Source organism: Nocardiopsis baichengensis YIM 90130 (genome assembly GCF_000341205.1).
In the GTDB taxonomy this organism is placed as follows: Bacteria; Actinomycetota; Actinomycetes; order Streptosporangiales; family Streptosporangiaceae; genus Nocardiopsis_A; species Nocardiopsis_A halophila.
This window is the reverse complement of record NZ_ANAS01000005.1, coordinates 378,955-399,406: the sequence shown is the minus strand read 5'-3', so window position 1 is coordinate 399,406 and position 20,452 is coordinate 378,955. Positions and strand designations below refer to the sequence as shown.

Below are 20,452 nucleotides of genomic sequence, written 5' to 3'. Positions count from 1 at the left end.
GCGGGGTGCGGGTGCGCCTACCCTGGTGGGGCGAGTCGCCTGAGGAAAGTGATCATGAAGACCTTCGATGAGCTGTTCGCCGAGCTGTCCGAGAAGGCCCGCACCCGGCCCGAGGGGTCGGGCACGGTCGCGGCCCTGGACGCCGGCGTCCATGCCATCGGCAAGAAGGTCGTGGAGGAGGCGGCCGAGGTCTGGATGGCCGCCGAGTACGAGTCCGACGAGGCCGCGGCCGAAGAGGTCTCCCAGCTGCTCTACCACCTCCAGGTCCTGATGCTGGCGCGCGGGCTGCGCCTGGAGGACGTCTACCGCCATCTGTAGGCGGCCCCGGCCGCCCGCCCCGGACGCAGCAGACCGGCACCACGGACCCGAGGGGGAAGCCTCCATGCCCGACCAGCTCCGCATCGCCGTGCCCAACAAGGGCCAGCTCTCCGAACCGGCCAGCGCCATGCTGCGCGAGGCCGGGTACCGCCAGCGCAAGGACTCGCGCGACCTCGTCATGGTCGACCCGGACAACGGCGCCGAGTTCTTCTTCCTCCGCCCCAAGGACATCGCCGTCTACGTCGGCGAGGGCATCCTGCAGGCGGGCATCACCGGGCGCGACATGCTCCTGGACTCCCGCGCCCCGGTGGAGGAGGTCCTGCCGCTGGGCTTCGGCCACTCCACGTTCCGCTTCGCCGCCCCCGGCGGCGCCTCCATGAAGCTGGAGGACCTGGAGGGCCGGCGGGTGGCCACCTCCTTCGAGGGGCTGCTCACGCAGTACCTGGAGGGCAAGGGCGTGGGCGCCCGCGTCATCCACCTGGACGGGGCGGTGGAGAGCTCCATCCAGCTGGGCGTGGCCGACGCCGTCGCCGACGTCGTCTCCACCGGGACCACCCTGCGCAACGCCGGGCTGGAGATGTTCGGCGAGCCGATCCTGGAGTCCGAGGCGGTCCTCATCCGCCCGGAGGGCGCCGGGGAGGACCCGCTGGTGGAGCGGCTGGTGCGCCGCCTGCGCGGGGTCCTGGTCGCCCGCGACTACGTGATGATGGACTACGACGTGCACGCCGAGCACCTCGACGCGGCCGTCGCCCTGACCCCCGGCATGGAGGGGCCCACCGTCTCCCCGCTCCACCGCGAGGGCTGGGTGGCCGTGCGCGCCATGGTCCCCCGCCGCGCGGCCCAGCAGATCATGGACGACCTCTGGCACATCGGCGCCCGCGCCATCCTCGTCACCGACATCTACGCCTGCCGCCTCTGAGGAGCGCCGTTTCCCCGTCCTGAGGGCACCCGCCGGACCACGGGGCGGGTGCCTTCGGCGTTCCCGGACCGGTGCACCGGTCCGGAGCCCCGCCGGTGACGCCGTTCGGGGCGCCGTCGGACGGGCCGGACGGGGGACGTGCTTTGGTTGAATGGGGCCTCGGCCCTGTGCAGTCCCGATCGTCAGGAGGAAGCGGACGTGTCCCAGCCCCCGGATGCGGTGGCGGAGGTCGTGGACCGGGTGATCGGGGAGACCGGCGGTGAGCTGGTGCTCCGGCGGTCGGGTCCGGACTGGGAAGTGTTCAGTAACGGGGTCTTCCTCATGGACACCCGGGACGGCGCCTCTGAGCGGGCGATGGTGCGGGCCGCCCTGGAGCACCTGCCCGACGGGAGCGCGGGTGCCCGGGTGCTCATCGGCGGGCTGGGGGTCGGCTTCTCGGCGCGGGAGGCGCTGGACGATCGGCGGGTCGGACTCGTGCGCGTGGTCGAGCTGGAGCCGAAGGTCGTCGAGTGGCACTCCGGCCCCCTCGGGGAGGTCGCCGGGCGGCTGCCCGAGGAGTCGCGGTGCGACCTGGTCCGCGCGGACCTGGCCGAGTGGCTGGAGGAGGCCGCGCGCGCCGCCCGGGACGGCGGCGAGCGGTACGACGCGCTCTGCCTGGACACCGACAACGGCCCCGACTGGACCGTCCGGGAAGAGAACGGCCGCCTCTACGAGCCGGGGGCGATGGACCTGATCGCGTCGGTCACCGCCCCTGGAGGGGCGGTGGCGTTCTGGAGCGCCATGCGCTCCCCGGCCTTCGAGGGCATGCTGCGCGCCCGCTTCGGGGGCGTCCACACGGTCGAGGTGCCCGCGCGCGCGGGCGGGCCCGACGTCGTCTACCTCGTGCGAGTGGCATAACGCATACCGGCCGCCGACGCCCTTCGGGGGCGGGTGCGCCGTTCCGGACCCTGGTCTCATACCTAGCGCCTGCTCGATAATTCCCATATCGGGCACTAATATTCCTATTAGGAACACTGGTGGGACACTGCGCGGCCCTGGGGCAGGGCCGGGCGGAAGGAGGAGGCCATGGACGCCGAAGCGATCGGCCGCCGGTTCACCGGCAAGGCGGGGATCCTCACCGGGGCCGCGTCCGGCATCGGGCGGGCCGCCGCGCTGCGCCTGACCGCGGAGGGCGCGCGGCTGCTGCTCGTCGACCGCGACGAGGAGGGCCTGAAGGAGACCGTGCGCCTGGTCGGGGAGCAGGGCGGCCGCGCCGGCGGTGCGGCGTCGGCCTACGCGGCCGACATCGCCGACGAGGACGCGGTGCGCGGGGCCGTGGCCGCGGCCAAGGACCGCTACGGGGCCGTCGGCCTGCTGGTCAACGTGGCCGGCTTCCACAAGGTCGTGCCCCTGGAGGAGGTCACCCTCGACTACTGGAACCGGCAGTTCGCCGTGAACACGGCGGGCACCATGCTGTTCTGCCGCGAGGCCCTGCCGCACCTGGCGGAGGGCGGGGGCGTCATCGTGAACACCGCCTCGACCTCGGCCACCCACGCCCACCCGTACATGACCGCCTACGCCGCCTCCAAGGGCGCCGTGCTCGCCTTCACCCAGAGCCTGGCGGCCGAGGTGTGGGGGCGCGGGGTGCGGGTGCTGGCCGTCTCGCCCGGCGGCGTGGCCACGCCGCTGACCGAGGCCGTCTCCTTCCCCGAGGGCACCGACGGCGCGTACTACGCCCGGATCACCCCGCCGGCGGGGATGGGCCGGCCGGAGGAGATCGCCGCGGCGATCGCGTTCGCCGCCTCCGAGGACGGCGCCTACGTGCGCGGTGTGGAGCTGCGCGTCGACGGCGGCTCGCACGCCTGAGGGCGCCGCGGCCGCCCGGCGCGCAGGCGCCGCGCACACGCACAGGGGCGGGGTCCGCGGACCCCGCCCCCGCGCGCGTCGGCCCTCACGACGCCGTGCCGTCGGACTCCTGCTTGGCGATCTCCTTGCGGACCTCTTCCATGTCCAGCTCCCGCGCCTGCTTGATCAGGTCGTCGAGGCTCTCCTTGGGAAGGGCGCCGGGCTGGGCGTAGATCACCGTCTTGTCCCGGACCACCATCAGTGTGGGGATCGACTGGATGTCGAAGCTCGCGGCCAGTTCCTGCTGGTCCTCGGTGTCCACCTTGGCGAAGACCAGGTCCGGGTTCTCCTCCGAGGCCGTCTCGTAGACGGGGGCGAACTGCTTGCACGGCCCGCACCAGGAGGCCCAGAAGTCGATGAGGACGAAGTCGTTCTCCGTCAGCGTGTCGTTGAAGTTGTCCTTGGTGAGTTCGACGGTGGCCACTGCTTCTCCTGAACTTGCCGGGTGCACGTCGGTCCCTCGTAGAGCGGTCCTGCCCGAGGATTTGTTCCGCAAGCATGCCGTGATCAGCGGGATGAACGCGAACCGCGCCGCTGAGCGGGGCCGCTGCGCCCGTACCGCGCCGACCTGCGCCCGGCCTTTTCCCGACAAAACACCCGTTGCATACCGACTTGGGAGGAAAACCCGCAGGTCATTAAGGTCGTATGGAAGACGGGATCCGGCACGTCGGGAACGAACGGGGGGCATGTGGCGGGCACGCGGCCGAGCGGCGGCGGACGGCAGGGGGAGGACCCCGGCGACCCCGGCCGCGGACACGGGGACCGGTCCGGGCGCGAGTGCGAGCCGGACTACCGGTTCACCCTGGCCAACGAGCGCACCTTCCTGGCCTGGATCCGCACGGCGCTGGCGCTGGTCGCCGGGGCCGTGGCGGTGCTGCACCTGGTCCCGCTGGACTGGAGCGGCCCCGCCCGGCTGACCGTGGGGCTGGCGCTGACCGTCCTGGCCGTGGTGATCACCGCCTACGCGCCGATGCGCTGGCTCCAGGTCCAGCGGCTGATGCGCCGCGGGGCGCCGCTGCCGCTGAGCGCGCTCCCGGTGGTCACCACCGTCGGCGTGGCCCTGGTCTGCGGCGCCGTGCTGGTCGGGAACTTCTGGGGATGAGCGGACGCGACCCCGGACTCCAGCCCGAGCGCACCCTGCTCTCCTGGCAGCGCACGGTGATCGTGCTGGTGGCGGTCGCCCTTCTGTACGTGCGCGACCCCTTCCAGGACGGCGGCGAGCCCGGCCCCGGCGCGCTGGTGCGCGTCGCCGTGGCGCTGGTGCCGATCGGTGCCGCGGCCGTCGCGATGGTGCACGTCCGGCGCCGGTGGCGGGCCACCGGGCACGGGGCCCACGACGACGCCACCGGGCAGGCCCCGGCGCCGCTGGCGCGCGGGTGGGTCCGGGTCCTGGTCGGCGCCGCGACCGCGGTGTTCGCGGTCGCCGTGGCCGTGAGCGCGCTGACCGGGTAGCCGGGACCGTCCCCGGCGGGGCGGGGAGGCCGGCGAGGGGGCCGGATGGACGGGGGGTCCGGCCCGTCGGGGACGGGTGCGCCTCAGGCCAGGGCCGCGGCGCGCGCGTCCGGGTCGCTCGAGCGCTCGTGCTCGATCAGGGACCCGATGATGTCGTCCAGGCTGCGCTGGGGCCGGTAGCCGATGAGCGAGCCGGCCAGCGAGGTGTCGGGCATGCGGCGCTGCATGTCCTCATAGCCCTCGCCGTAGGCGTCCTCGTAGGACACGTAGTCGATCCGGCTGGACGAGCCCGTCTTCGCGATGACCCGGTCGGCCAGGCCCTTGATGGAGACCTCCTCCTTCCCGCCCAGGTTGACCGCCCGGTTGTAGGCCGCCGGTGTGTCCAGCAGCCGCACCACGGCCGGGACCACGTCGAACACCGACCCGAAGCAGCGGCGCTGGGCGCCGGTGCCGTAGACGGTGATCGGCTCGCCGCCCATCGCCTGGGAGACGAAGCGCGGCACCACCATGCCGTAGCGGCCGGTCTGGCGCGGCCCCACGATGTTGAAGAAGCGGGTGATGACGCAGGGCAGGCCGGACTCCTCGCCGTAGATGTAGGCGACGAGTTCGTCCAGGCCCTTCGCGGCGGCGTAGGACCAGCGGCTCTTGAGCGGCGATCCCAGGATCCGGTCGGCGTCCTCGGTGAGGCCGTCGACGTCGTTCTTGCCGTAGACCTCGCTGGTCGAGGCGACCATGAACCGGGCCCGGCGGCGCGCGGCCGCGGCCACGACGTTCTCGGTTCCGTGCAGGTTGGTGTGCAGCGACTGCAGCGGCTTGTCCACGATGGTGTGCACGCCCACCGCCGCCGCCAAGTGGAAGACGGTGTCGCACTCGGCGATCACATCGTCCACCAGGCGCGCGTCCAGGATCGATCCTTTGACCAGCTCGAACCCGGGGTTCCCGGCGAGCTGGGCCAGGTTGGACTCGCGTCCGGTGGACAGGTCGTCGAGCGCCACCACGGTATGCCCGTGGGCGATGAGGTGGTCGCACAGGTGCGATCCGATGAAGCCTGCTCCTCCGGTGACAACGGCCTTCAACGTAGCTTCCCCTCCTGAGGGTCACGGTGCTCTGTGTGCGCGCCGGCGCGGGGGCGCCGGCGGTATGCGCCGCTCAGGCGAGCATGCGCATGGCGTAGAAGCCTTCGGCCAGAGCCACCCCCGCCTGCATGCCGCGCAGCACGGCGAGGCTGCGCAGCGTCGGTTCGGAGCGGGTGTGCGGGTGTTCGTGGATCTGGGTGCCGTACAGCCGCATCCCGGCCAGCTTGGCCTCCATGTCGGCCTCGTCGAGGCCGACCATGAGGCTCGGGGAGCCGGCGGCGTCGTAGCGCCACTGGTCGGCGGCCTCCTCGTAGGCCAGCACGACGGCCGGGTGGTGCCGCTTGCGGATGTTCGACGGGCGCAGGGCCGTGTGCACGGCCTCGGCGGTGACCTGGTGGTCCTGGTTGTAGCTGGTGCGGTGCGGGGCGATGACGACCGTGGGCTCGACGGCGGCGATGGAGACCGGGCTGTGCCGCTCGACGGCGTTGGCCAGCTCGAAGCGTGGGAGGGCGTCGAGCTTGAGGTGGTACTCGTCCCCCGGGAACGCGATGTGCCAGTCGTCCCAGCGGAAGTGGTCGGCGACCTCCTTGATCTCGGCATGGCGCTCATTGGCCGTGGAGAAGCCGCGCGGGGAGACGTCGGCGGTGTCGCCCACGGTCATGAACTGCACGTAGACCTCGGCGCCGGCGGCCTTGGCCCGGTGCATCAGGCCGCCGCAGCCCAGGGTCTCGTCGTCGGGGTGGGGGGCGAAGATGAGGATGCGTTGCTGAGACCAGTCGATCGTCATGACTGCGTTCCTTACCAGCGGGGGATCGTGTCCTCGGCGCGCCGTGCGCTTGCCACGGAGACGTCCGGTGGACGGTGTCGGTTGCCACACCGGGGCGGGCACGGGTCGGCCTGTCCCCGGCGGGGTGCGGGAAGCGGGGAGGAGCCGGCCGTCAGCCGGAGCGGGCCTCGCGCAGGACGCCGATGCCGTCGGGTCCGACGTTGAGCAGCAGGTCCAGGGCGGCCATGCGGGGCAGGAACTCGGCGCCCCGTCTGCTGTGCTGCGGGTACTCCGGGTGGCGGAACCCCTGCCACTCCACGGCGACGCCGTAGCGCTGGAAGATCTCCTGGTCGACGTAGTCGCGGGCGCCGTCCCCCGAGAGCATCGTCCCGGCCCCGACCTTGGCCGAGAGCTGGGCGAGGAGCTCGCTCTTCTGCCCGGGGAACTCGCCGAGCTCGCTCGCGCGCACCACGGGCGTGTCGATCCCGAAGGCGTCCAGGACCAGTGACGTGGTGGCCCAGGCCAGGTCGGCCAGGTGGGTCCAGTCCCGCTCGTACACCGAGAGGACCCGCTCGCCGTAGTCGTCCCAGAACGGCGCGTTGCGGTAGCAGTGTTCCGCCAGGGAACGCCTGTGCTTTTCCCGCCAGGGGTGGGAGCTGTCGATCTCCTTGTCCATAATGCGCTCGTGGCGGCCGCGCTGGATAACCGGGACGGTGAGCAGCACGGGCCCGTTCTTCGAGGCGACGTAGTTGCGGTTCTGCCACCCTTTCCGCTCGTACTGGACGTGATCGAGCACGACGAAAAGATCGCTCCTGTCGATCTTGTCGATGAGGCCCAGCCAAGGCAGATAGTGCGGCTGGTGCATGGCGACGCGCACTGAGGTTCCTCTCCGAGGCGGGGACTGCACGCTCTGTCCGGGCGCGGATGCCGGTGCCGGGGCCGTCGCCCCTGCTCGGCGGTCCGGTCCTGCTCCTCTGGGGGATCTACGGGTCGGTTCTACAGCATCTCGGGATCGGCTCGCTGGAAAACGAAGAAAGTGCGTAGCGTGGGCGGTACCGTGCCGTCCCTCCCGTATTGCATCAACGGGGCTCACCCGCCGCAAGGCCGCGTCTACGATTCGAGTGGCCTACTTAGGTCGCCCGTACCGGTGAACTTCCGCTGTGGAGGAAACGTCAACCTAATGCTGGTCTTGTCGGTTATCGTCGGTCCGAAACGGGTCGGCGGTCCCCCGACGAACGTCCCACTCGGCTCTTGCGTCCCCCCGGCCCATCTGGAGGCGTCCCCGTGCGTACAGCTCGGTTCATAGGAAGCTGGGCGGCAGGGCTCATCGCCCTGACCCTGGCCGTGTCATTGTTCGTGCAGTGGTTGCAGTTCGCCCTGGCAGCCGGGGGCGGCGGTGCCACCCCGCTCCTGCTGTGGATGGCGTTCGGGGTCAACCTCCTGGTGTGGAGCCTGGTCGGCGCGGTCCGCCTGGGCGACGACACGGTCCGCGGCGTCGCCGCGCGGCGGGCGCTGCGGCGCGGACCGCGTCGTCGCAGGCCGGCCGTTGGCGCGACCGAAAACAGCGGCGCCGAACAGCGGGTCCTGGTCCGGGCACGCCCCGCCGAGGCGGCGGCGGACGGCGGTGCGGCCGGATCCGGCCCCGTCTCGGGGGCCTCCGGCGGTACCGGGCCGGTCGCGGGGGGCGTTCAGGACGGCTCCCCGGACCCCGGCGCCGCCCTCGCCGAGGCCGACGGCGCCGGCGGGGCGCCCGCCACGGCCGTCGCCGACCCCGAGCAGCTCGCGATGGCGGTGATCATCCCGGCGCACAACGAGGAGCCGGTGATCGACGGGGCCATCGCCTCGGCGCTGCGGCTGTTCAACCGGTGGGACATCTACGTGGTCTCCGACAGCTCCCGCGACGCCACCGCCGACATCGCCGCAGAGACCGGTGTCAACGTGCTGGAGCTGCTCACCAACCGGGGCAAGGCCGGGGCGATCGAGGCGGTCATCGAGGAGTTCGACCTGACCGGCAACTACGACGGGGTGGTCATCCTCGACGCCGACACCGAGCTGGACGAGCGGTACGTGGAGGGGGCGCGCCGGCAGCTGGCCGACCCGACGGTGGCCGCGGTCGCCGGGTTCGTGGTCGCCGAGTGGAAGCCCTGGGAGCGGACCATGGTCGGGCGGCTCATCTCCGCCTACCGGGACCGGCTCTACTGGATGCTGCAGTACCTGCTGCGCTTCGGCCAGACCTGGCGGCACACCAGCACCACCTTCATCGTGCCGGGGTTCGCCAGCGCCTACCGCTCCAGCGTGCTGCGGCGGCTCGACATCAACCCCAAGGGGCTGGTGATCGAGGACTTCAACATGACCTTCGACGTGCACCACAAGCGGCTGGGGCGCATCTCCATGCGGCCCGACACCAAGGCCTACTGCCAGGACCCCTTCACCATGGGGGACTACGTCAAGCAGGTGCGGCGGTGGACCCTGGGCTTCTGGCAGACGGTGCGGCGGCACGGGGTCTGGCCGAGCCTGTTCTGGTTCGCGCTGTTCTTCTACATCCTCGAAGTCCTGCTGGTGGCGGTGACGCTGATCCTCATCTCGCTGCTCGCGGTGTTCATGCTGCTGCCCGTGGTCACCGGCGGAGCGGTGCTCTCGGCCGGGTGGTACGCCACGGCCTACGGCGCGGTGGGGGCGGTGCTGCCGCTGACCGCGATCGCCGTCGGGCTCTTCGTCCCCGACTACGTGCTCACCTGCGTGATGGCCACCATCCGGCGGCGGCCCAGCTACCTGCTGTACGGGCTGTTCTTCCTGCCGATGCGGCTGGTCGACTCCTACCTGACGCTGCGCACCATCCCGCAGGCGTGGACGGCGTCCTCGGACGGGCGCTGGAAGAGCCCCACCCGGGCGGCAGGGCGGCTGTAGGCGGGGCGGCCGGAGGTGCGCCCCGGGGGCGCACCTTCCGCCCGACCTGCACCGACGAGCGTGACCAACCCCGCGCAGGACAGGCGTTGTACAGCACTTAGGGTCGAAGGGCAAGAGGGGGTCCGGAGACGGTCGTGCCAGGCCGGCGCCGGGCCCGCCTTACCGTCCGAGCCCACGAGGTGCCCTGTGGACAAGAAGAGCCTCCCTTTCACGCTGTACCGCGTGCTGGCCTACATCACCGGTATCGCCCTGATCCTGCTCGCGTTCGTCGCGATGCCGGCCAAGTACCTGGTCGGCGAGGCGTCGGCGCTGGCGCTGGTGCCCGCCCCCGCGGGGATGGAGCACCTCTTCGGCCCCGAGTCGGTGCTGATGCTGTTCATCGCCATCCCGCACGGCTACATCTACATGGCCTACGTGCTGGTGGTGATCTGGCTGGCGCTGGGCCGCCGCTGGAGCGCCGGCAAGACCGTGGGCGTGGCGCTGGCCGGGACGATCCCGTTCGTGGGGATGGTCGTCGAGCACCGGCTGGCCAAGGCCGAGAAGGCGAAGATGGAGGCCGAGGCGGCCCGGACTCAGGGCGCGGCGGCCGAGGCCTGACCCTCCGGGGCGCCCTGGGCGGCGTGCTCGTCCGCGCCGTCCTCCAGCTCCCGGCGCATCAGGGAGATCCAGAAGACGATGACGGCGCCGCCGAACACCGTCCACTGCGCCGCGTAGCTGACGTTCTTCCAGTTCCAGGCGATGCCCGGCTCGGGGGTGGGCGGCGGCGCCGGGGCCATGGCGATGCCCCCGTCGGGCACAGCGCCGTCGGCCGGCTCCTGTTCGCCGACCACGAGGTAGCCGCCGTAGAGGCGGTAGGGCCACTCGTTCACCAGCAGCGACGGTGCGATCCGCGCGATGTGCCGCTCGGGCAGGTCCATCGGGACCACGCCCTCGTCGTCCTTCTGCGGGGGCTGCAGCCAGCCGGTGACGGTCACCTCGCCCTCCGGCGGGGCGGGGAGGCGCTCGGTGAAGCCCGGGTCCTCGGCCTCGTCGGCCGGGATCCAGCCGCGGTTCACGGCGACCGCGGTGTCGTCGCCGGTCACCAGCGGTGAGACGACGTAGTAGCCGAGCTCCCCGGGGTCCTCGGCGTCGGCGCCCTCGGAGTAGCCGGGGGCCAGCAGCGGCTCGGTGTCGGCGAAGCTCCCGGTCGCGGTGACGGCGGTGTTGCCGAGGGTCTCGGGCATGTACGCGGTGGGCTCGACGACCTCGTCCAGCTCCTGGGCCCCCGACAGCTCCTCGGCCGGGTTGACGATCTCCCCGCGCTCGGGCTGCTGGGCCCGCTGGAACTGCCAGTAGCCCGCGGCCAGGCAGACCGCGAAGGCGAGGAGCGCCACCAGGTGGAGGCCGATCCACCTGGGAGTCAACAGTCGGAATCGCACGTTCCCCAGGCTATGTCCGCCCCGGAGGGACCCGCCCCCGCCCCCGTGACTGGGCCCCCAGGGGCCCAGTCACGGGACGACCCCTGTCCGCTTGGTCCCGAGTAGAGGCATCGATGGCGATTACTTTAAGTAATTTTCTGTGACGGAGGGTTGTTGAAGGCCGGTGACGTGGGTAATCTATGTACCAGCGCGGGAGGGAAATCACCGAAAACGCGCTTCGCGAGCTTTAAAGGCCGCGACTCCAGGGGGGAGGAGTCGCCGGCCGTTCCCAGGCGAGGGCTGCCTCCGTGATTTTGAGGGGGGACACGGAGGCGGCCCTCGCATTTTCTTGCCTGAGAGCGGCCCGACGGCCACGCCCGCCCTCACCCCCGGTCACCCCGCCCGGCCCGGCGGCAAGGGCCGCCCGCAGGGCCGTCGGCTCACCAGAGCGCATCGATAGTGGTGACATCACCACTATCGGCGGCCTGAAGTGGTGAAACCACCACTATCGATCACCGCCCGCTCCCCGGCGGACCCCTCGCAGGGCAACGGCCACCCCACGGAGCCGGCGGCGACCTCGGTGAGAGGACGCGGAGTCAGGTGGGCAACCCCACCGCCCGCCGCGGTCCCCTCCTCCCTCAGTCCGTGAGTGTGAGTGCGGTGAGCGGTCCGGCGAAGCCGGGCGGTGGGGACTTCAGCTGGGCTTCGAGCCGCTCAAGGCTGGTTTCGTGCAGGGTCGGCGCGGCCCGTGGGACGCCGATGTTGGTGGCCACCCATGCGGCGGGGCGGCCGTGCTCGTCGGAGGAGCGCCAGATGCGCCAGAGTCCGGCGTGCTCGGCGTTCAGGCGCCGCAATGCCGCATCGTCGGGGGTGGGCGGAACGCGGCATTCAGCGGTCGCGTGGTCGGAGCGGACGGTGGAGACGTCGGCGGTCGGTGTTCGCTCGGACAGCTCGACGCGGCCCTCCACGGCGGTCGCCCAGTCGTAGAGGTCGGCCAGGTCGTCGAAGCGGATCGGCTCGGCGGGGCTCATCGCGCGGCCACCGCCACGGCGCCGCGCGGGCGGGGGCGGTTGGTGCGCTGCCAGACGAGCATCGTGATCGCGTCGAGCGTCGGGCGCTCGTGCAGGCCGGAGGCGTCCATCGCGTAGAAGCGGCCGGAGGTCTCCCCGAACCAGATCACCATCTGCGGGTACCGGGCCTGCAGCCGCGCAGCGGCGGCGTGGGCGTCGGCGTACTCGGGAGAGCGCCCCCATCGCGTCGCGACCTGCCCATGGGTGCGGTTAAGGTCTGCCATGTCGTCAGCTCCAGTCAGCTGGTGGCCACGCCCCCGGACGCCTGCCAGCGTCGCGGGGGTCCTTCAAGAGCACGGCGTTTCACCTGTTCAAAAGCCCAAGTGGGGATCGCCGTGGTCGACATGGCAGGAGACTATGGGCGCTCAACGCGCTGCAACAGACACGGAGCGTGTCTGTTCGGCTTGCGGGTGCGGTCTAGGGACATGTGTCGTGTCCCTAGGGCTATCCGTCGACGGCCAGATGTGCGGCGAGCTTGCGCTGCTCCTCGGTCAGGGTGCGCTTCCGCGTCTTCAGCACGTCTGCGAGCGTGTCGGCGGCGAGCCGCTGGTGCTTGAGCCATTCCGGAGCGTCGGAGTACAGCGCCATCAGCACGCGTGTGGCCTCGTCGCCGCGGTGCAGCGTCGCGTTCGCCCGGGCCACGTCCAAGCGGTGGCGGTTCCAGTTGTCCGACGTCGCTCGGCCGACGCCGTCCGGCAGGCGCGACGACATCGTCAGGACACGGTCGGGGCGATCGGCGACCATCTCGTTCTCGATCGCCTTCAGCGCCACCGTCAACGGTCCGAACGTGCCCCAACCGCGCAGGTGATCGGTGACCCCGGTGCCGACGGCGCTCCCCGCCGTCCGGGCGAGCCGTGCCAGTTCCGTGGCCTCATCGGGGCGGTTGTTCCGTGCGGCCGCGGCCGAGGCGCGCAAGAGCAGCCAACCCCAAGCGGCCAGTTCCTCACGGGGGGCGCAGGAGATGCGTGGTTCCATGCTGTCGGCGGTGTGGGAGGCGAGTTGCTCGGCCTCGTCCAGGCGGCCCTGCCGCAGCAGTATCCACGCCTGCCCGATGATCCCGGAGGCGGCGTTCAGCCTGTCGCCTGCGTCGGCGGCGTCTCTGACCGCGTCCCGCAGCGCCATGTGCGCCAAGTCGTAGGCGCGAACCTGAGTGAGATAGCGCCCCGCCATCTGGAGGACTTCGGAACGTACCGCCAATGCCTCTGCCCGCTCCGGGCCGGAGGTGTAATGATCGACGGCGGTGTGCGTCGAGCGCACCAAAGCGGGCAGCAGCTCGCCCATGGCAGGGTATTTGTCGCGGTGATATGCGATCGCGGCCGACTCGGCCGACGCCCGCAGCCGGACGAGGTCGGGTTCCTCGTCGGGCATGTCGAGGCCGGCACGTCCCGAGAGGGTGATCGGTGGTGAGATCGCCTGCCGCAGCGGGAGCAGGTCGAGCTTGTCGTCATCGGCGCGCGGGTTCTGCCGAGGACCCGCAGAGTCGAACAGGGCCGAGGTCCTGACCTTCAAGGCGCGCGCGAGGGCATGGTAGGTCTCCAGGCGCGCCGTGCCTCCGCGTTCGATCTTCTTGATCACGCCGGGACTGAGTCCCGCCAGTTCAGCGAGCTTCTCCTGGCTCAGGCCGCCTCGTCTCCGGAACCTCCGGAGCCGTTCCCCGATCGCGCCGACGTCGTTCATGGGCGTCCCCCTTGCCGACGTGTGCTCCGTGCGGCCCAGCATAGGCGGCCGTACTGTCAGGGAACCCGTTCCGGAGGACCGGGGGCCGCCCGGGCTGTCGGGCCGGGCGGCCCCCGGGGGTCGGCTAATGGCCGCTCACCGTGAAGCCGAAGCGGTTGGCCTGAGGTGTGGCCGGTTCCCACTTGGTGCCGCCGCCGTCGCCGAAGGGCAGGGCGTGCACCGCGCCGTGGCCGTCCTCCCGGGGTGCTCCGGCCAGCAGGACCTGGTCGTCACCGGCGCCCGCACTGCCCACGGAGGCGCCGAACCGGTCGCGGTCCTCCGGCTCGTCCGGGACGCCGCCCGCGCCCTGCTGGTACCAGCGGTCCTCGTAGCCGACCGCGTCCAGCGAGAACGACTGGACCGCCCCGGCGTCGAGCGCGCCGGCGATGTCCTCGGTGGGCACACCGACGGCCAGCCGGGCGTCCCCGCCCGCGACGGGCCGGGTCACCCCGTGCAGCACGCTGCCGAAGTAGTCGTCGGTCTCGATGCCGTCCGAGGTCCCCGGCTTGCCCTGGTGGAGGGTGCGCTGCGGTTCCAGCCCCTCGCCCGAGGTGCGGAACACCTGGGCCATGCCGCCGTTCTGCACGCCGGCCAGGTCCTCGCCCGGCACCCCGACGGCCACGTAGCCGCCTTCCGGGGTCACCACGAACCGCGGGTCGGTGCCGAACAGGTCGCCCGCCTCGACGCTTCCGGCCACCCCGGGCGAGCTCTGGTCCCACCAGGTGGACGGGTATTCGTACACCGCCTCGGCGATGTCCTCGACCACGGTGACGGCGCCGGCCTCCTGGGTCGAACCCAGGTCCTCGTACGGCAGGCCGACGACCAGGTCCCAGCGCCCGGTGGAGCCCGAGACCTCGGCCAGCTCCACGTCCGAGCCGAACAGGTCGTCGGCCTCGGGGCCGCCGGGCACGCCCGGGGTGTCCTGGTCGAACCACCGGGCCGCCCCGATCCTGTCCGGGCTGGTGATCCAGATGGCGGTGGCGGAGCCGGCGTTCCGGGTGGAGCCGATGTCCTCGTACGGGGTGCCGGCCACGATGGTGGCGGCGTCGGGCCCCTTCGCCGGGGCGGCCGCCAGCTCGTAGCCGAACTGGTCGGCGGTCTCGTGCGCGCCGGGGATGCTCGTGGTGTCCTGGTCGATCCACATTGTGGGATGCCCCTGCCCGAGCCCGTCGGGCGAGCCGTACAGCACCACCAGGGCGCCGGTGTCCGCGACACCGGACAGGTCCTCGCCGGGGATCCCCACGACCAGGTCCGTGCAGCCGTCGCTGTTCAGATCGACCGCCTCGGTGGCGAAGCCGAACCGGTCGCCGTCCTCGGCCCCGCCCGGGACGCCGGGCGTCTCCTGGGTGATGCGGCCGCGGTCGCCCGCCCCGACGCCTCCGTCGGCCTCTCCGTACAGGACCGTGACGGCCCCCGCGTCCGGATGGCCGTCCGCGCTCGCGAACGGGTCGCCGGTGGCGAGGTCCGCGTGTCCGTCGCCGTTGAAGTCGCTGGTGCCGGGGGTCAGATCGCCCGAGCAGGACTGCGCGGGCCGCTCCGACGCGGACGGCTCATCCGCGGCGGCGGGAGCGGGCGCGGCGAACGCGCCCGTCACGACGGCGACACCGAGGACTCCCAATTCTCCGATTCTCATGAGGTCGGATCTCCTCGTGTGGGGGGGATAGGGGATGCCCTCTCCCCTAACCGGTGGGCGCCGGTGCACACGTGCCGTCGGACCCGTCGGGCCTGTGCGGTCAGCGCGGCCTGTGCGGTCAGTGCGCTCACTCCAGGCGGCCCCCGGCGAGGATCCCGTCCATCGCCTCGATCCCGTAGTTGTCCACCAGCAGGATCTCCGACTCCGGAAGGAACCGGTAGCGCCGGTCGTACCCGAACAGGATCGGGCTCCCGTCGGCCGCCGTGCTGTTCTCCGGGTCGATGCACACCGCCGTCACCTCGGCGTAGGCGGCCCTCTTGTCGCCCACCGGCCTCGTCGTGAACGCGGCGCACTCCCCTGCCTCCGCGGCGATGTCGGTCCGCCGGGTCACCACGCCGATGGGGCAGGGGGACGGGTTCGTCGACGGGTCGTACGGGATCGCCGGCCCGTCGGCGCTCAGCGCCATTCCGTGCCCCGCCCCCGCGATGGCCTTGGGGCCGAGGACCTTCACGTGCGGACAGGCGGCCTCGTCGGAGTTGCCGAAACCGGCCCTGTCGGCCTCGCACTCCCCAGGGATGAGGATCGTCCACTCCTCAGGGCCGATCCCGATTTCCGCCGGGTGACTGAAGTCGTCCTCCTGAACCCGTACCTCCCAGTCTTCAGGGACGGTCAGCGCCAGGTTGCGGTAGGCCGCCTCCTTCCCCTCGGGGGCAGGAGGGGAGGAGGACGCGGAAGGGGAGGGCGAGCCGGAAGGGGACGGGGAGGGGAGACCTGTCGGGCGTCGTCCGTGCCTGACCCGCATCCGGCGGCTGATGCGAACACGACACAGACGATCGCGGCGGCTTTAGGGGCGAGCATGGTGCCTCTCGGGGGATGGGGACGGGCGGCCCCGGCCGTCGTATGCTGCCGATGAGTATGCCTACTCATGCCGGGACGCCCTGCGCAGGGGAGGATGGCGGTATGGACACGATGGTGAAGAGCGAGACCTCTTCCACGGTTCTCCAGGGCGGAGCGCTCCTCCTCGGTGCGGCCCCCGCAGCCTGGTGGATGTCCCGGACCCCGCCCGCCGAGGTGGCCGCGCGCCACGGGTTCCCCCTGTCCGAGGCCGATTACGCGGTCGCTCCCCCGGCGGTGCCCGAGGGAGCGGTCATCGCGATCGGCATCGCCGGGACCGCGGTCGCGCTCGCCGGCCTCGCCCTGCTCGTCCGGCGCGCCGCGACCGGGCGCATCGGCGGCCTGCACCTGGCCGCCGTCCTCCTCCTGGTGCCCCTGCCGGTGATGGCGGGCGTGTGGTGGGCGATCGCCACCGCACCGGTCATCGGCGCCAACATCGGCTTCGGCGCCGCGACCGTCGTGTTCCCGGTGGTCGGTGCGGTCTTCCTGGCGGCCGCCTGCGTCACGGGCCTCCTGGCGCGGCGCGGGCGCGCATAGCCCGCGCCCCGTGTCCCCTCAGGCCTCCGCGCTGCCGATCCTGGGGAAGGGCTCGGTGGAGAAGACCACCTCCACCGGCACCTCGAAGAACTGGGCGATCCTCAGTGCCAGGTACAGGCTGGGGCTGTACTCGCCGCGTTCCAGGTAGCCGATGGTCTGGTAGTGCACCCCCAGGGCCTCGGCCAAGGCGCGGCGGGAGATGCCGCGCTCCGCGCGCAGCACCGCGATGCGGTTGTAGATCCGCTCCGCGTTCGCCCCGGCCTTCGACCGGTTGGACACCGCACCACTAGACACGCTGCATCGCCTTCTGCCGCGCCTTCTCCACGTTCGATCCGGACACCCGGCGCGCCATCCGGCGCAGCAGCCACGGTGCCAGGGCCAGCCCGGCCACCGACCACGCGCCCAGCACCCCCACCATCTCCAGGTGCCGCCAGGACTCGCCGATCTCCGCGCTGAGCATACTGTCGGGCAGTACCGCCGAGCGCAGCCCCAGTCCGATCCAGTAGATCGGGAACGCCTGCGCGATCGCCTGGACCCACCCGGGCAGGACCGTGATGGGGTAGAAGACGCCGGAGATCATCGTGAGCCCCATGACCGGGATCATCCCGATGCCGTTGACCAGGCGGGGGTTGTCGAACATCGACCCCAGGACCGTCCCGGCCGGGATCGAGGCGACCATGCCGAGCAGGAGCACCCCGAGCAGCAGCGGCCACCCGGTCGCCAGCCCGGCGGCGAGCCCGTCGAACAGGAACAGCCCGGGCAGCACCAGCAGGGCCACGGTGGTCAGGACCAGGGCCGCCGCGAAGACGACCTTGCCGACCAGGTAGACGGCCATGCCGTCGGGAAGCGCCTTGGCCCGCAGCAGGGTGCCGTCCTCCCGCTCGGTCGCGAGCACCATCGCCGTCGACAGCACCCCGACGAAGACGACGGCCATGCCCAGCACGCCCGGAAGCGAAGCCGTCGCGGCGGCGACACCGGTCCCGTCGACGGTCTGGTCGCGCACGAACGACAGCCCGATGATGAACGCCGCGACGAACACCGCGGTGCCGAACATCTCCTGCCTGCTGCGCAGGGAGGCCAGGAGGGCGAGCCTCCCCTCGGCCAGGCCGCGCCGCAGGATGTGCCCGTTCAGGTTCATCGCCTTCATCGTCCGATCCCCTCCGTCCCGTCCAGCACCGCGGCGGCCTCGTCCGCCCGCCCCGACTCGTGCCGGGCCACCAGCTCCATGTAGGCGTCCTCCAGGCTGGCCCGCTTCACCTCCAGGTCGGCGACCTCGTCGCCGTGCTGCGCCAGCAGCTCGCGGACGAACGCGGTCCCGTCCTGGGCCGTGTGCACGAACCGCTGCCCGGCCCGCGTCCAGCGCACCTCGCTTTCGCCGCCGACCTGCCGGGCCAGCCGCTCGGCGCTGCCCTCGGCGACGATCCGCCCGCCGGCGAGGATGAGGATGCGGTCGCCCAGCTTCTCGGCCTCGTCCAGGTCGTGGGTGGTCAGCAGGATGGTGGTGCCCTCCTCGTCGGACATGCTGTGCAGCAGGTCGTGGAAGTCGCGCCGGGCCTGCGGGTCGAACCCGGCGGTGGGCTCGTCCAGGAAGAGCACCTCGGGGCGGCCGACGATGCCGATGGCCACGTCCAGGCGCCGCCGCTGCCCGCCGGAGAGCGAGGCGATCCTGGCGCCGGCGTGGCCGGCCAGCCCGACCTCCGCCAGCAGCCCGTCCACGTCCCGCGGGCGCGGCCGCTCGGCCGTGGAATAGGGGGTGTAGTGCGCGGCGAAGTGCGCCAGCAGCTCGCGCACCCGCCAGTTGCCGTGGTCGCGCCAGGACTGCAGGACCACCCCGAGCCGGGCCCGCCACGCCTCGTTCCCGGTCGCGGGGGCGGTGCCGAGCACCGACACCTCGCCCGCGGAGGGCATGCGGAAGCCCTCCAGGATCTCGACGGTGGTGGTCTTCCCTGCGCCGTTTGGACCGAGGAGCACGATGACCTCGCCCGGGTCCGCGCGCAGGTCCACCCCTTTGAGCACGTCGTTGGTGCCGTAGCGCATGCGCAGCCCGCGTACCTCGATGGCGGGCCCCGCCCCCGGGGAGCCCGCCGGGACCCGGGTGGGCCCCTCGTCGGTGAGAGCCATGGACGCCGTCCTTCCGTGGGAGGTGTACGTTCATTTGTAGCACATGTACTACATATGCTCGTAAGGCTGCTGTCCGGATGCGGACAGCGGTGCGGATCTCGCCGGAGACGGGCCCGACGGCGCCTGATCCGCAGTCGGGGCGGCGGCGCCGCGGCCGTATCGGCGGAACCGACCGGCCTGTTCACGGGCTGTTCGGACGCGGTGACAGAATCGGTCGACCGCTCCGGTTCCCGCCACAGCGGCGTGAAGGGAAGCTCTCGTGTCCGACGGTTCCGATCCCCCTCCTCGGCCCGCGACCGCGACGCGCCCGCCCCCGGTGCCCCGGACCGGGACGGCCCCGGCCACGCCGCGCGCAGCAGGCGGGACTTCCGCTTCTTCCTGGCCTCGCACGTCAGCAACGAGCTCGGCGGCGCGGTCACCGAGGTCGCCCTCCCGCTGACCGCGGTGGTCCTGCTCGGCGCCGCCCCCTTCGAGGGGGCCTGCTCGCCGCAGCCGAACAGGCGGCCTTCCTGCTCCTCGGCCTGCCCGCCGGGGTCTGGGTCGACCGGATGCGCCGGCGCACCGTGATGATGGCCGCCGACGCCGCGCGCCTGGTGCTGCTCGCCTCGGTCCCCCTGGCCTACGCGTTCGGGCTGCTGGACCCGGCGTTCCTGGTCGGTGTCGCGCTGCTGCTGGGGTGCGCCCGGCTCTTCGGGGACGTGGCCGACCGGACGTACCTGCCCAGCCTGGTCGGGGCGGACCGGCTGGTCGACGGCAACTCGCGCCTGCAGGCGGTGCGCTCGGCCTCCGGGTTCGCCGGGCCGGGGATCGCCGGAACGCTGGTCCAGGTGCTGGGCGCGGCGGGGACGCTGGGCGCCAACGCGCTGACGGCGCTGGTCTCGCTGTCCTTCCTGGGGCCATCCGCACCCGCGAGCCCGCCCCGGAGCCCGTGCGCGGCGCCGGAATGGCGGGGCGGATCCGCGAGGGCGTGGCCTACCTGCTCGGCCACCGGCTGCTGCGGCTGATCGTGCTCAACACCGCGCTGATCAACCTCTTCATGAGCGCGATCTTCGCCCTCGAGGTGCTGTTCCTGACCCGCACCGCCGGCCTTCCCCCGGCGGCGGTGGGGTGGATGATGGCCGGGGCGACGCTGGGCGCGATCGCCGGTGCGGCGGTGACCCGCCGGCTGTCCGAGGCGATGGGGCAGGCCCGGCTGACCTGGGTGTCCGGGCTGGTGACGATGCCCTTCGGGCTGCTGCTGCCGCTGGCCGCGCCGGATTGGAAGGCCGGGCTGTTCGTCCTCGGCTCGGCCGTGCTGGCGGCGGGGACCGCGATGTACAACACCTGCCAGATCGCCTACCGCCAGCGGGAGTGCCCGCCCGAGCTGCTGGGGCGGCTGACCGCGACCATCCGCACCATCGTGTGGGGGCTGATCCCGCTCAGCGCGCTGCTGGGCGGCGCCGTGGCCGAGCTGATCGGGGTGCGCGAGGCGATCGCGGTGTTCGCGGTGGGCATGGCCCTGAGCCCGCTGGTGCTCGTCTTCTCCCCGCTGCGCCGGATGCGCGACTTCGCCGTGCCCGAGCGGGAACAGGGCGGCGGCGAAGAGGGGGACGGAGGCGAAGGCGGCGCCACCGAGGAGGCACGGCCTCCGGTGGCGGGGAGCTGACCCGGCGACCGGAGGCCGCACGGCCGGTCGTGCCGGATCCGGGCCCGGGGTGCGGGGAGCTCTTCGCCCTCCGGGCGAACACGGAGCGCGGGGAACATCGATCCGGGGGCAGCGGTG

25 protein-coding genes are annotated in these 20,452 nt (G+C 72.4%); 12 read left to right on the top strand and 13 right to left on the bottom strand.

Going from position 1 to position 20,452, the window contains the following annotated elements; translation table 11 throughout:
- Positions 1-54 precede the first annotated feature (54 nt).
- The 4 genes from C892_RS0105390 (at position 55) to C892_RS0105375 (ending at position 3,082) form a co-directional block, all read left to right on the top strand.
- A complete protein-coding gene (locus C892_RS0105390) occupies positions 55-318 on the top strand; it encodes a phosphoribosyl-ATP diphosphatase (RefSeq protein WP_017539721.1) in 264 nt (87 codons plus the stop codon).
- 64 nt (positions 319-382) lie between these two features.
- The gene (gene hisG, locus C892_RS0105385) at positions 383-1,237 is read left to right on the top strand and encodes an ATP phosphoribosyltransferase (RefSeq protein ID WP_017539720.1); all 855 of its coding nucleotides are present in this window, start codon (positions 383-385) and stop codon (positions 1,235-1,237) included.
- Between the two features lie 198 nt (positions 1,238-1,435).
- On the top strand, positions 1,436-2,134 hold the full coding sequence (locus C892_RS0105380; RefSeq protein WP_017556392.1) for a spermidine synthase family protein: 699 nt from the start codon (positions 1,436-1,438) through the stop codon (positions 2,132-2,134).
- Between the two features lie 168 nt (positions 2,135-2,302).
- Positions 2,303-3,082, top strand: coding sequence for an SDR family NAD(P)-dependent oxidoreductase (locus tag C892_RS0105375; protein ID WP_017556391.1), 780 nt, complete (start codon positions 2,303-2,305; stop codon positions 3,080-3,082).
- A gap of 85 nt (positions 3,083-3,167) precedes the next feature.
- Here C892_RS0105375 and trxA read toward each other — a convergent pair whose 3' ends face one another.
- Positions 3,168-3,545, bottom strand: coding sequence for a thioredoxin (gene trxA, locus C892_RS0105370; RefSeq protein ID WP_017539717.1), 378 nt, complete (start codon positions 3,543-3,545; stop codon positions 3,168-3,170).
- 264 nt (positions 3,546-3,809) lie between these two features.
- Here trxA and C892_RS0105365 point away from each other — a divergent pair, with 264 nt between their 5' ends.
- A complete protein-coding gene (locus C892_RS0105365; RefSeq protein ID WP_017556390.1) occupies positions 3,810-4,223 on the top strand; it encodes a YidH family protein in 414 nt (137 codons plus the stop codon).
- Positions 4,220-4,573: a DUF202 domain-containing protein gene (locus C892_RS0105360; RefSeq protein WP_017556389.1), complete on the top strand. Its 354-nt coding sequence runs from the start codon at positions 4,220-4,222 to the stop codon at positions 4,571-4,573. The genes C892_RS0105365 and C892_RS0105360 overlap by 4 nt, the downstream gene beginning before the upstream one ends.
- Positions 4,574-4,656: 83 nt before the next feature.
- On the opposite strand, the gene C892_RS0105355 is transcribed toward C892_RS0105360, so the two are convergent.
- The 3 genes from C892_RS0105355 to C892_RS0105345 form a co-directional block, all read right to left on the bottom strand.
- Positions 4,657-5,649, bottom strand: coding sequence for an NAD-dependent epimerase/dehydratase family protein (locus C892_RS0105355; RefSeq protein WP_017539714.1), 993 nt, complete (start codon positions 5,647-5,649; stop codon positions 4,657-4,659).
- A 73-nt stretch (positions 5,650-5,722) separates the two neighbouring features.
- Positions 5,723-6,436: a PIG-L deacetylase family protein gene (locus tag C892_RS0105350; RefSeq protein WP_017556388.1), complete on the bottom strand. Its 714-nt coding sequence runs from the start codon at positions 6,434-6,436 to the stop codon at positions 5,723-5,725.
- A 151-nt stretch (positions 6,437-6,587) separates the two neighbouring features.
- On the bottom strand, positions 6,588-7,292 hold the full coding sequence (locus tag C892_RS0105345) for a WbqC family protein (protein ID WP_017556387.1): 705 nt from the start codon (positions 7,290-7,292) through the stop codon (positions 6,588-6,590).
- Positions 7,293-7,699: 407 nt separating this feature from the next.
- Here C892_RS0105345 and C892_RS0105340 point away from each other — a divergent pair, with 407 nt between their 5' ends.
- Complete coding sequence (locus C892_RS0105340) at positions 7,700-9,322, top strand: glycosyltransferase family 2 protein (protein ID WP_026124144.1); 1,623 nt, start codon at positions 7,700-7,702, stop codon at positions 9,320-9,322.
- A 186-nt stretch (positions 9,323-9,508) separates the two neighbouring features.
- A complete protein-coding gene (locus C892_RS0105335) occupies positions 9,509-9,919 on the top strand; it encodes a DUF3817 domain-containing protein (RefSeq protein WP_017556385.1) in 411 nt (136 codons plus the stop codon).
- Here C892_RS0105335 and C892_RS28615 read toward each other — a convergent pair.
- The 6 genes from C892_RS28615 to C892_RS31180 all read right to left on the bottom strand — a co-directional run bounded on the left by C892_RS28615 (position 9,895) and on the right by C892_RS31180 (position 15,940).
- Positions 9,895-10,740 carry an SURF1 family protein gene (locus C892_RS28615; RefSeq protein WP_040685269.1) on the bottom strand — a complete coding sequence of 282 codons (846 nt, stop codon included), beginning with the start codon at positions 10,738-10,740 and terminating at the stop codon, positions 9,895-9,897. The genes C892_RS0105335 and C892_RS28615 overlap by 25 nt on opposite strands.
- 617 nt (positions 10,741-11,357) lie before the next feature.
- On the bottom strand, positions 11,358-11,750 hold the full coding sequence (locus C892_RS0105325) for a hypothetical protein (RefSeq protein WP_017556383.1): 393 nt from the start codon (positions 11,748-11,750) through the stop codon (positions 11,358-11,360).
- The gene (locus C892_RS0105320) at positions 11,747-12,013 is read right to left on the bottom strand and encodes a hypothetical protein (protein WP_017556382.1); all 267 of its coding nucleotides are present in this window, start codon (positions 12,011-12,013) and stop codon (positions 11,747-11,749) included. Before C892_RS0105320 ends, C892_RS0105325 begins: the two co-directional genes overlap by 4 nt.
- A 220-nt stretch (positions 12,014-12,233) precedes the next feature.
- Positions 12,234-13,466, bottom strand: coding sequence for a helix-turn-helix domain-containing protein (locus C892_RS0105315; RefSeq protein ID WP_026124143.1), 1,233 nt, complete (start codon positions 13,464-13,466; stop codon positions 12,234-12,236).
- A 124-nt stretch (positions 13,467-13,590) separates the two neighbouring features.
- Entirely contained in the window at positions 13,591-15,138 is a 1,548-nt protein-coding gene (locus C892_RS0105310) for an integrin alpha (RefSeq protein WP_040685268.1), read from the bottom strand.
- Positions 15,139-15,265: 127 nt separating this feature from the next.
- Positions 15,266-15,940, bottom strand: coding sequence for a hypothetical protein (locus C892_RS31180; RefSeq protein ID WP_152513341.1), 675 nt, complete (start codon positions 15,938-15,940; stop codon positions 15,266-15,268).
- A gap of 158 nt (positions 15,941-16,098) precedes the next feature.
- On the opposite strand from C892_RS31180, the gene C892_RS0105300 reads away from it, so the two are divergent.
- Positions 16,099-16,569: a hypothetical protein gene (locus tag C892_RS0105300; protein ID WP_017556378.1), complete on the top strand. Its 471-nt coding sequence runs from the start codon at positions 16,099-16,101 to the stop codon at positions 16,567-16,569.
- A gap of 18 nt (positions 16,570-16,587) precedes the next feature.
- Here the strand turns inward: C892_RS0105300 and C892_RS0105295 are convergent, their stop codons facing one another.
- Genes C892_RS0105295 through C892_RS0105285 form a run of 3 tightly spaced genes read right to left on the bottom strand, consistent with a single transcriptional unit; the run spans position 16,588 to position 18,690 of the window.
- A complete protein-coding gene (locus tag C892_RS0105295) occupies positions 16,588-16,848 on the bottom strand; it encodes a helix-turn-helix transcriptional regulator (protein WP_017539700.1) in 261 nt (86 codons plus the stop codon).
- A gap of 7 nt (positions 16,849-16,855) precedes the next feature.
- Positions 16,856-17,716, bottom strand: a complete 861-nt coding sequence (locus C892_RS0105290) for an ABC transporter permease (RefSeq protein WP_017556377.1) — start codon at positions 17,714-17,716, stop codon at positions 16,856-16,858.
- On the bottom strand, positions 17,713-18,690 hold the full coding sequence (locus C892_RS0105285) for an ABC transporter ATP-binding protein (RefSeq protein WP_017556376.1): 978 nt from the start codon (positions 18,688-18,690) through the stop codon (positions 17,713-17,715). The genes C892_RS0105290 and C892_RS0105285 overlap by 4 nt, the downstream gene beginning before the upstream one ends.
- Before the next feature lie 243 nt (positions 18,691-18,933).
- Here C892_RS0105285 and C892_RS32110 point away from each other — a divergent pair, with 243 nt between their 5' ends.
- Genes C892_RS32110 through C892_RS32545 form a run of 3 tightly spaced genes read left to right on the top strand, consistent with a single transcriptional unit; the run spans position 18,934 to position 20,335 of the window.
- Positions 18,934-19,257, top strand: coding sequence for a hypothetical protein (locus C892_RS32110; RefSeq protein ID WP_239647281.1), 324 nt, complete (start codon positions 18,934-18,936; stop codon positions 19,255-19,257).
- Positions 19,170-19,694, top strand: a complete 525-nt coding sequence (locus C892_RS32550) for an MFS transporter (protein WP_275041811.1) — start codon at positions 19,170-19,172, stop codon at positions 19,692-19,694. The genes C892_RS32110 and C892_RS32550 overlap by 88 nt, the downstream gene beginning before the upstream one ends.
- Entirely contained in the window at positions 19,634-20,335 is a 702-nt protein-coding gene (locus C892_RS32545; RefSeq protein WP_051060472.1) for an MFS transporter, read from the top strand. The genes C892_RS32550 and C892_RS32545 overlap by 61 nt, the downstream gene beginning before the upstream one ends.
- The last annotated feature ends 117 nt before the right edge of the window (positions 20,336-20,452 follow it).

Excerpts from the sequence above, each read along its gene's own strand:
- C892_RS0105390 (WP_017539721.1), top strand. The coding sequence starts at position 55 with ATGAAGACCTTCGATGAGCTGTTCGCCGAGCTGTCCGAGAAGGCCCGC.
- hisG (WP_017539720.1), top strand. The coding sequence starts at position 383 with ATGCCCGACCAGCTCCGCATCGCCGTGCCCAACAAGGGCCAGCTCTCC.
- C892_RS0105375 (WP_017556391.1), top strand. The coding sequence starts at position 2,303 with ATGGACGCCGAAGCGATCGGCCGCCGGTTCACCGGCAAGGCGGGGATC.
- C892_RS0105360 (WP_017556389.1), top strand. The coding sequence starts at position 4,220 with ATGAGCGGACGCGACCCCGGACTCCAGCCCGAGCGCACCCTGCTCTCC.
- C892_RS0105350 (WP_017556388.1), bottom strand. The coding sequence starts at position 6,436 with ATGACGATCGACTGGTCTCAGCAACGCATCCTCATCTTCGCCCCCCAC.
- C892_RS0105325 (WP_017556383.1), bottom strand. The coding sequence starts at position 11,750 with ATGAGCCCCGCCGAGCCGATCCGCTTCGACGACCTGGCCGACCTCTAC.
- C892_RS0105320 (WP_017556382.1), bottom strand. The coding sequence starts at position 12,013 with ATGGCAGACCTTAACCGCACCCATGGGCAGGTCGCGACGCGATGGGGG.
- C892_RS0105315 (WP_026124143.1), bottom strand. The coding sequence starts at position 13,466 with ATGAACGACGTCGGCGCGATCGGGGAACGGCTCCGGAGGTTCCGGAGA.
- C892_RS0105310 (WP_040685268.1), bottom strand. The coding sequence starts at position 15,138 with ATGAGAATCGGAGAATTGGGAGTCCTCGGTGTCGCCGTCGTGACGGGC.
- C892_RS31180 (WP_152513341.1), bottom strand. The coding sequence starts at position 15,940 with ATGCGGGTCAGGCACGGACGACGCCCGACAGGTCTCCCCTCCCCGTCC.
- C892_RS0105300 (WP_017556378.1), top strand. The coding sequence starts at position 16,099 with ATGGACACGATGGTGAAGAGCGAGACCTCTTCCACGGTTCTCCAGGGC.
- C892_RS0105290 (WP_017556377.1), bottom strand. The coding sequence starts at position 17,716 with ATGAAGGCGATGAACCTGAACGGGCACATCCTGCGGCGCGGCCTGGCC.
- C892_RS0105285 (WP_017556376.1), bottom strand. The coding sequence starts at position 18,690 with ATGGCTCTCACCGACGAGGGGCCCACCCGGGTCCCGGCGGGCTCCCCG.
- C892_RS32545 (WP_051060472.1), top strand. The coding sequence starts at position 19,634 with ATGGCGGGGCGGATCCGCGAGGGCGTGGCCTACCTGCTCGGCCACCGG.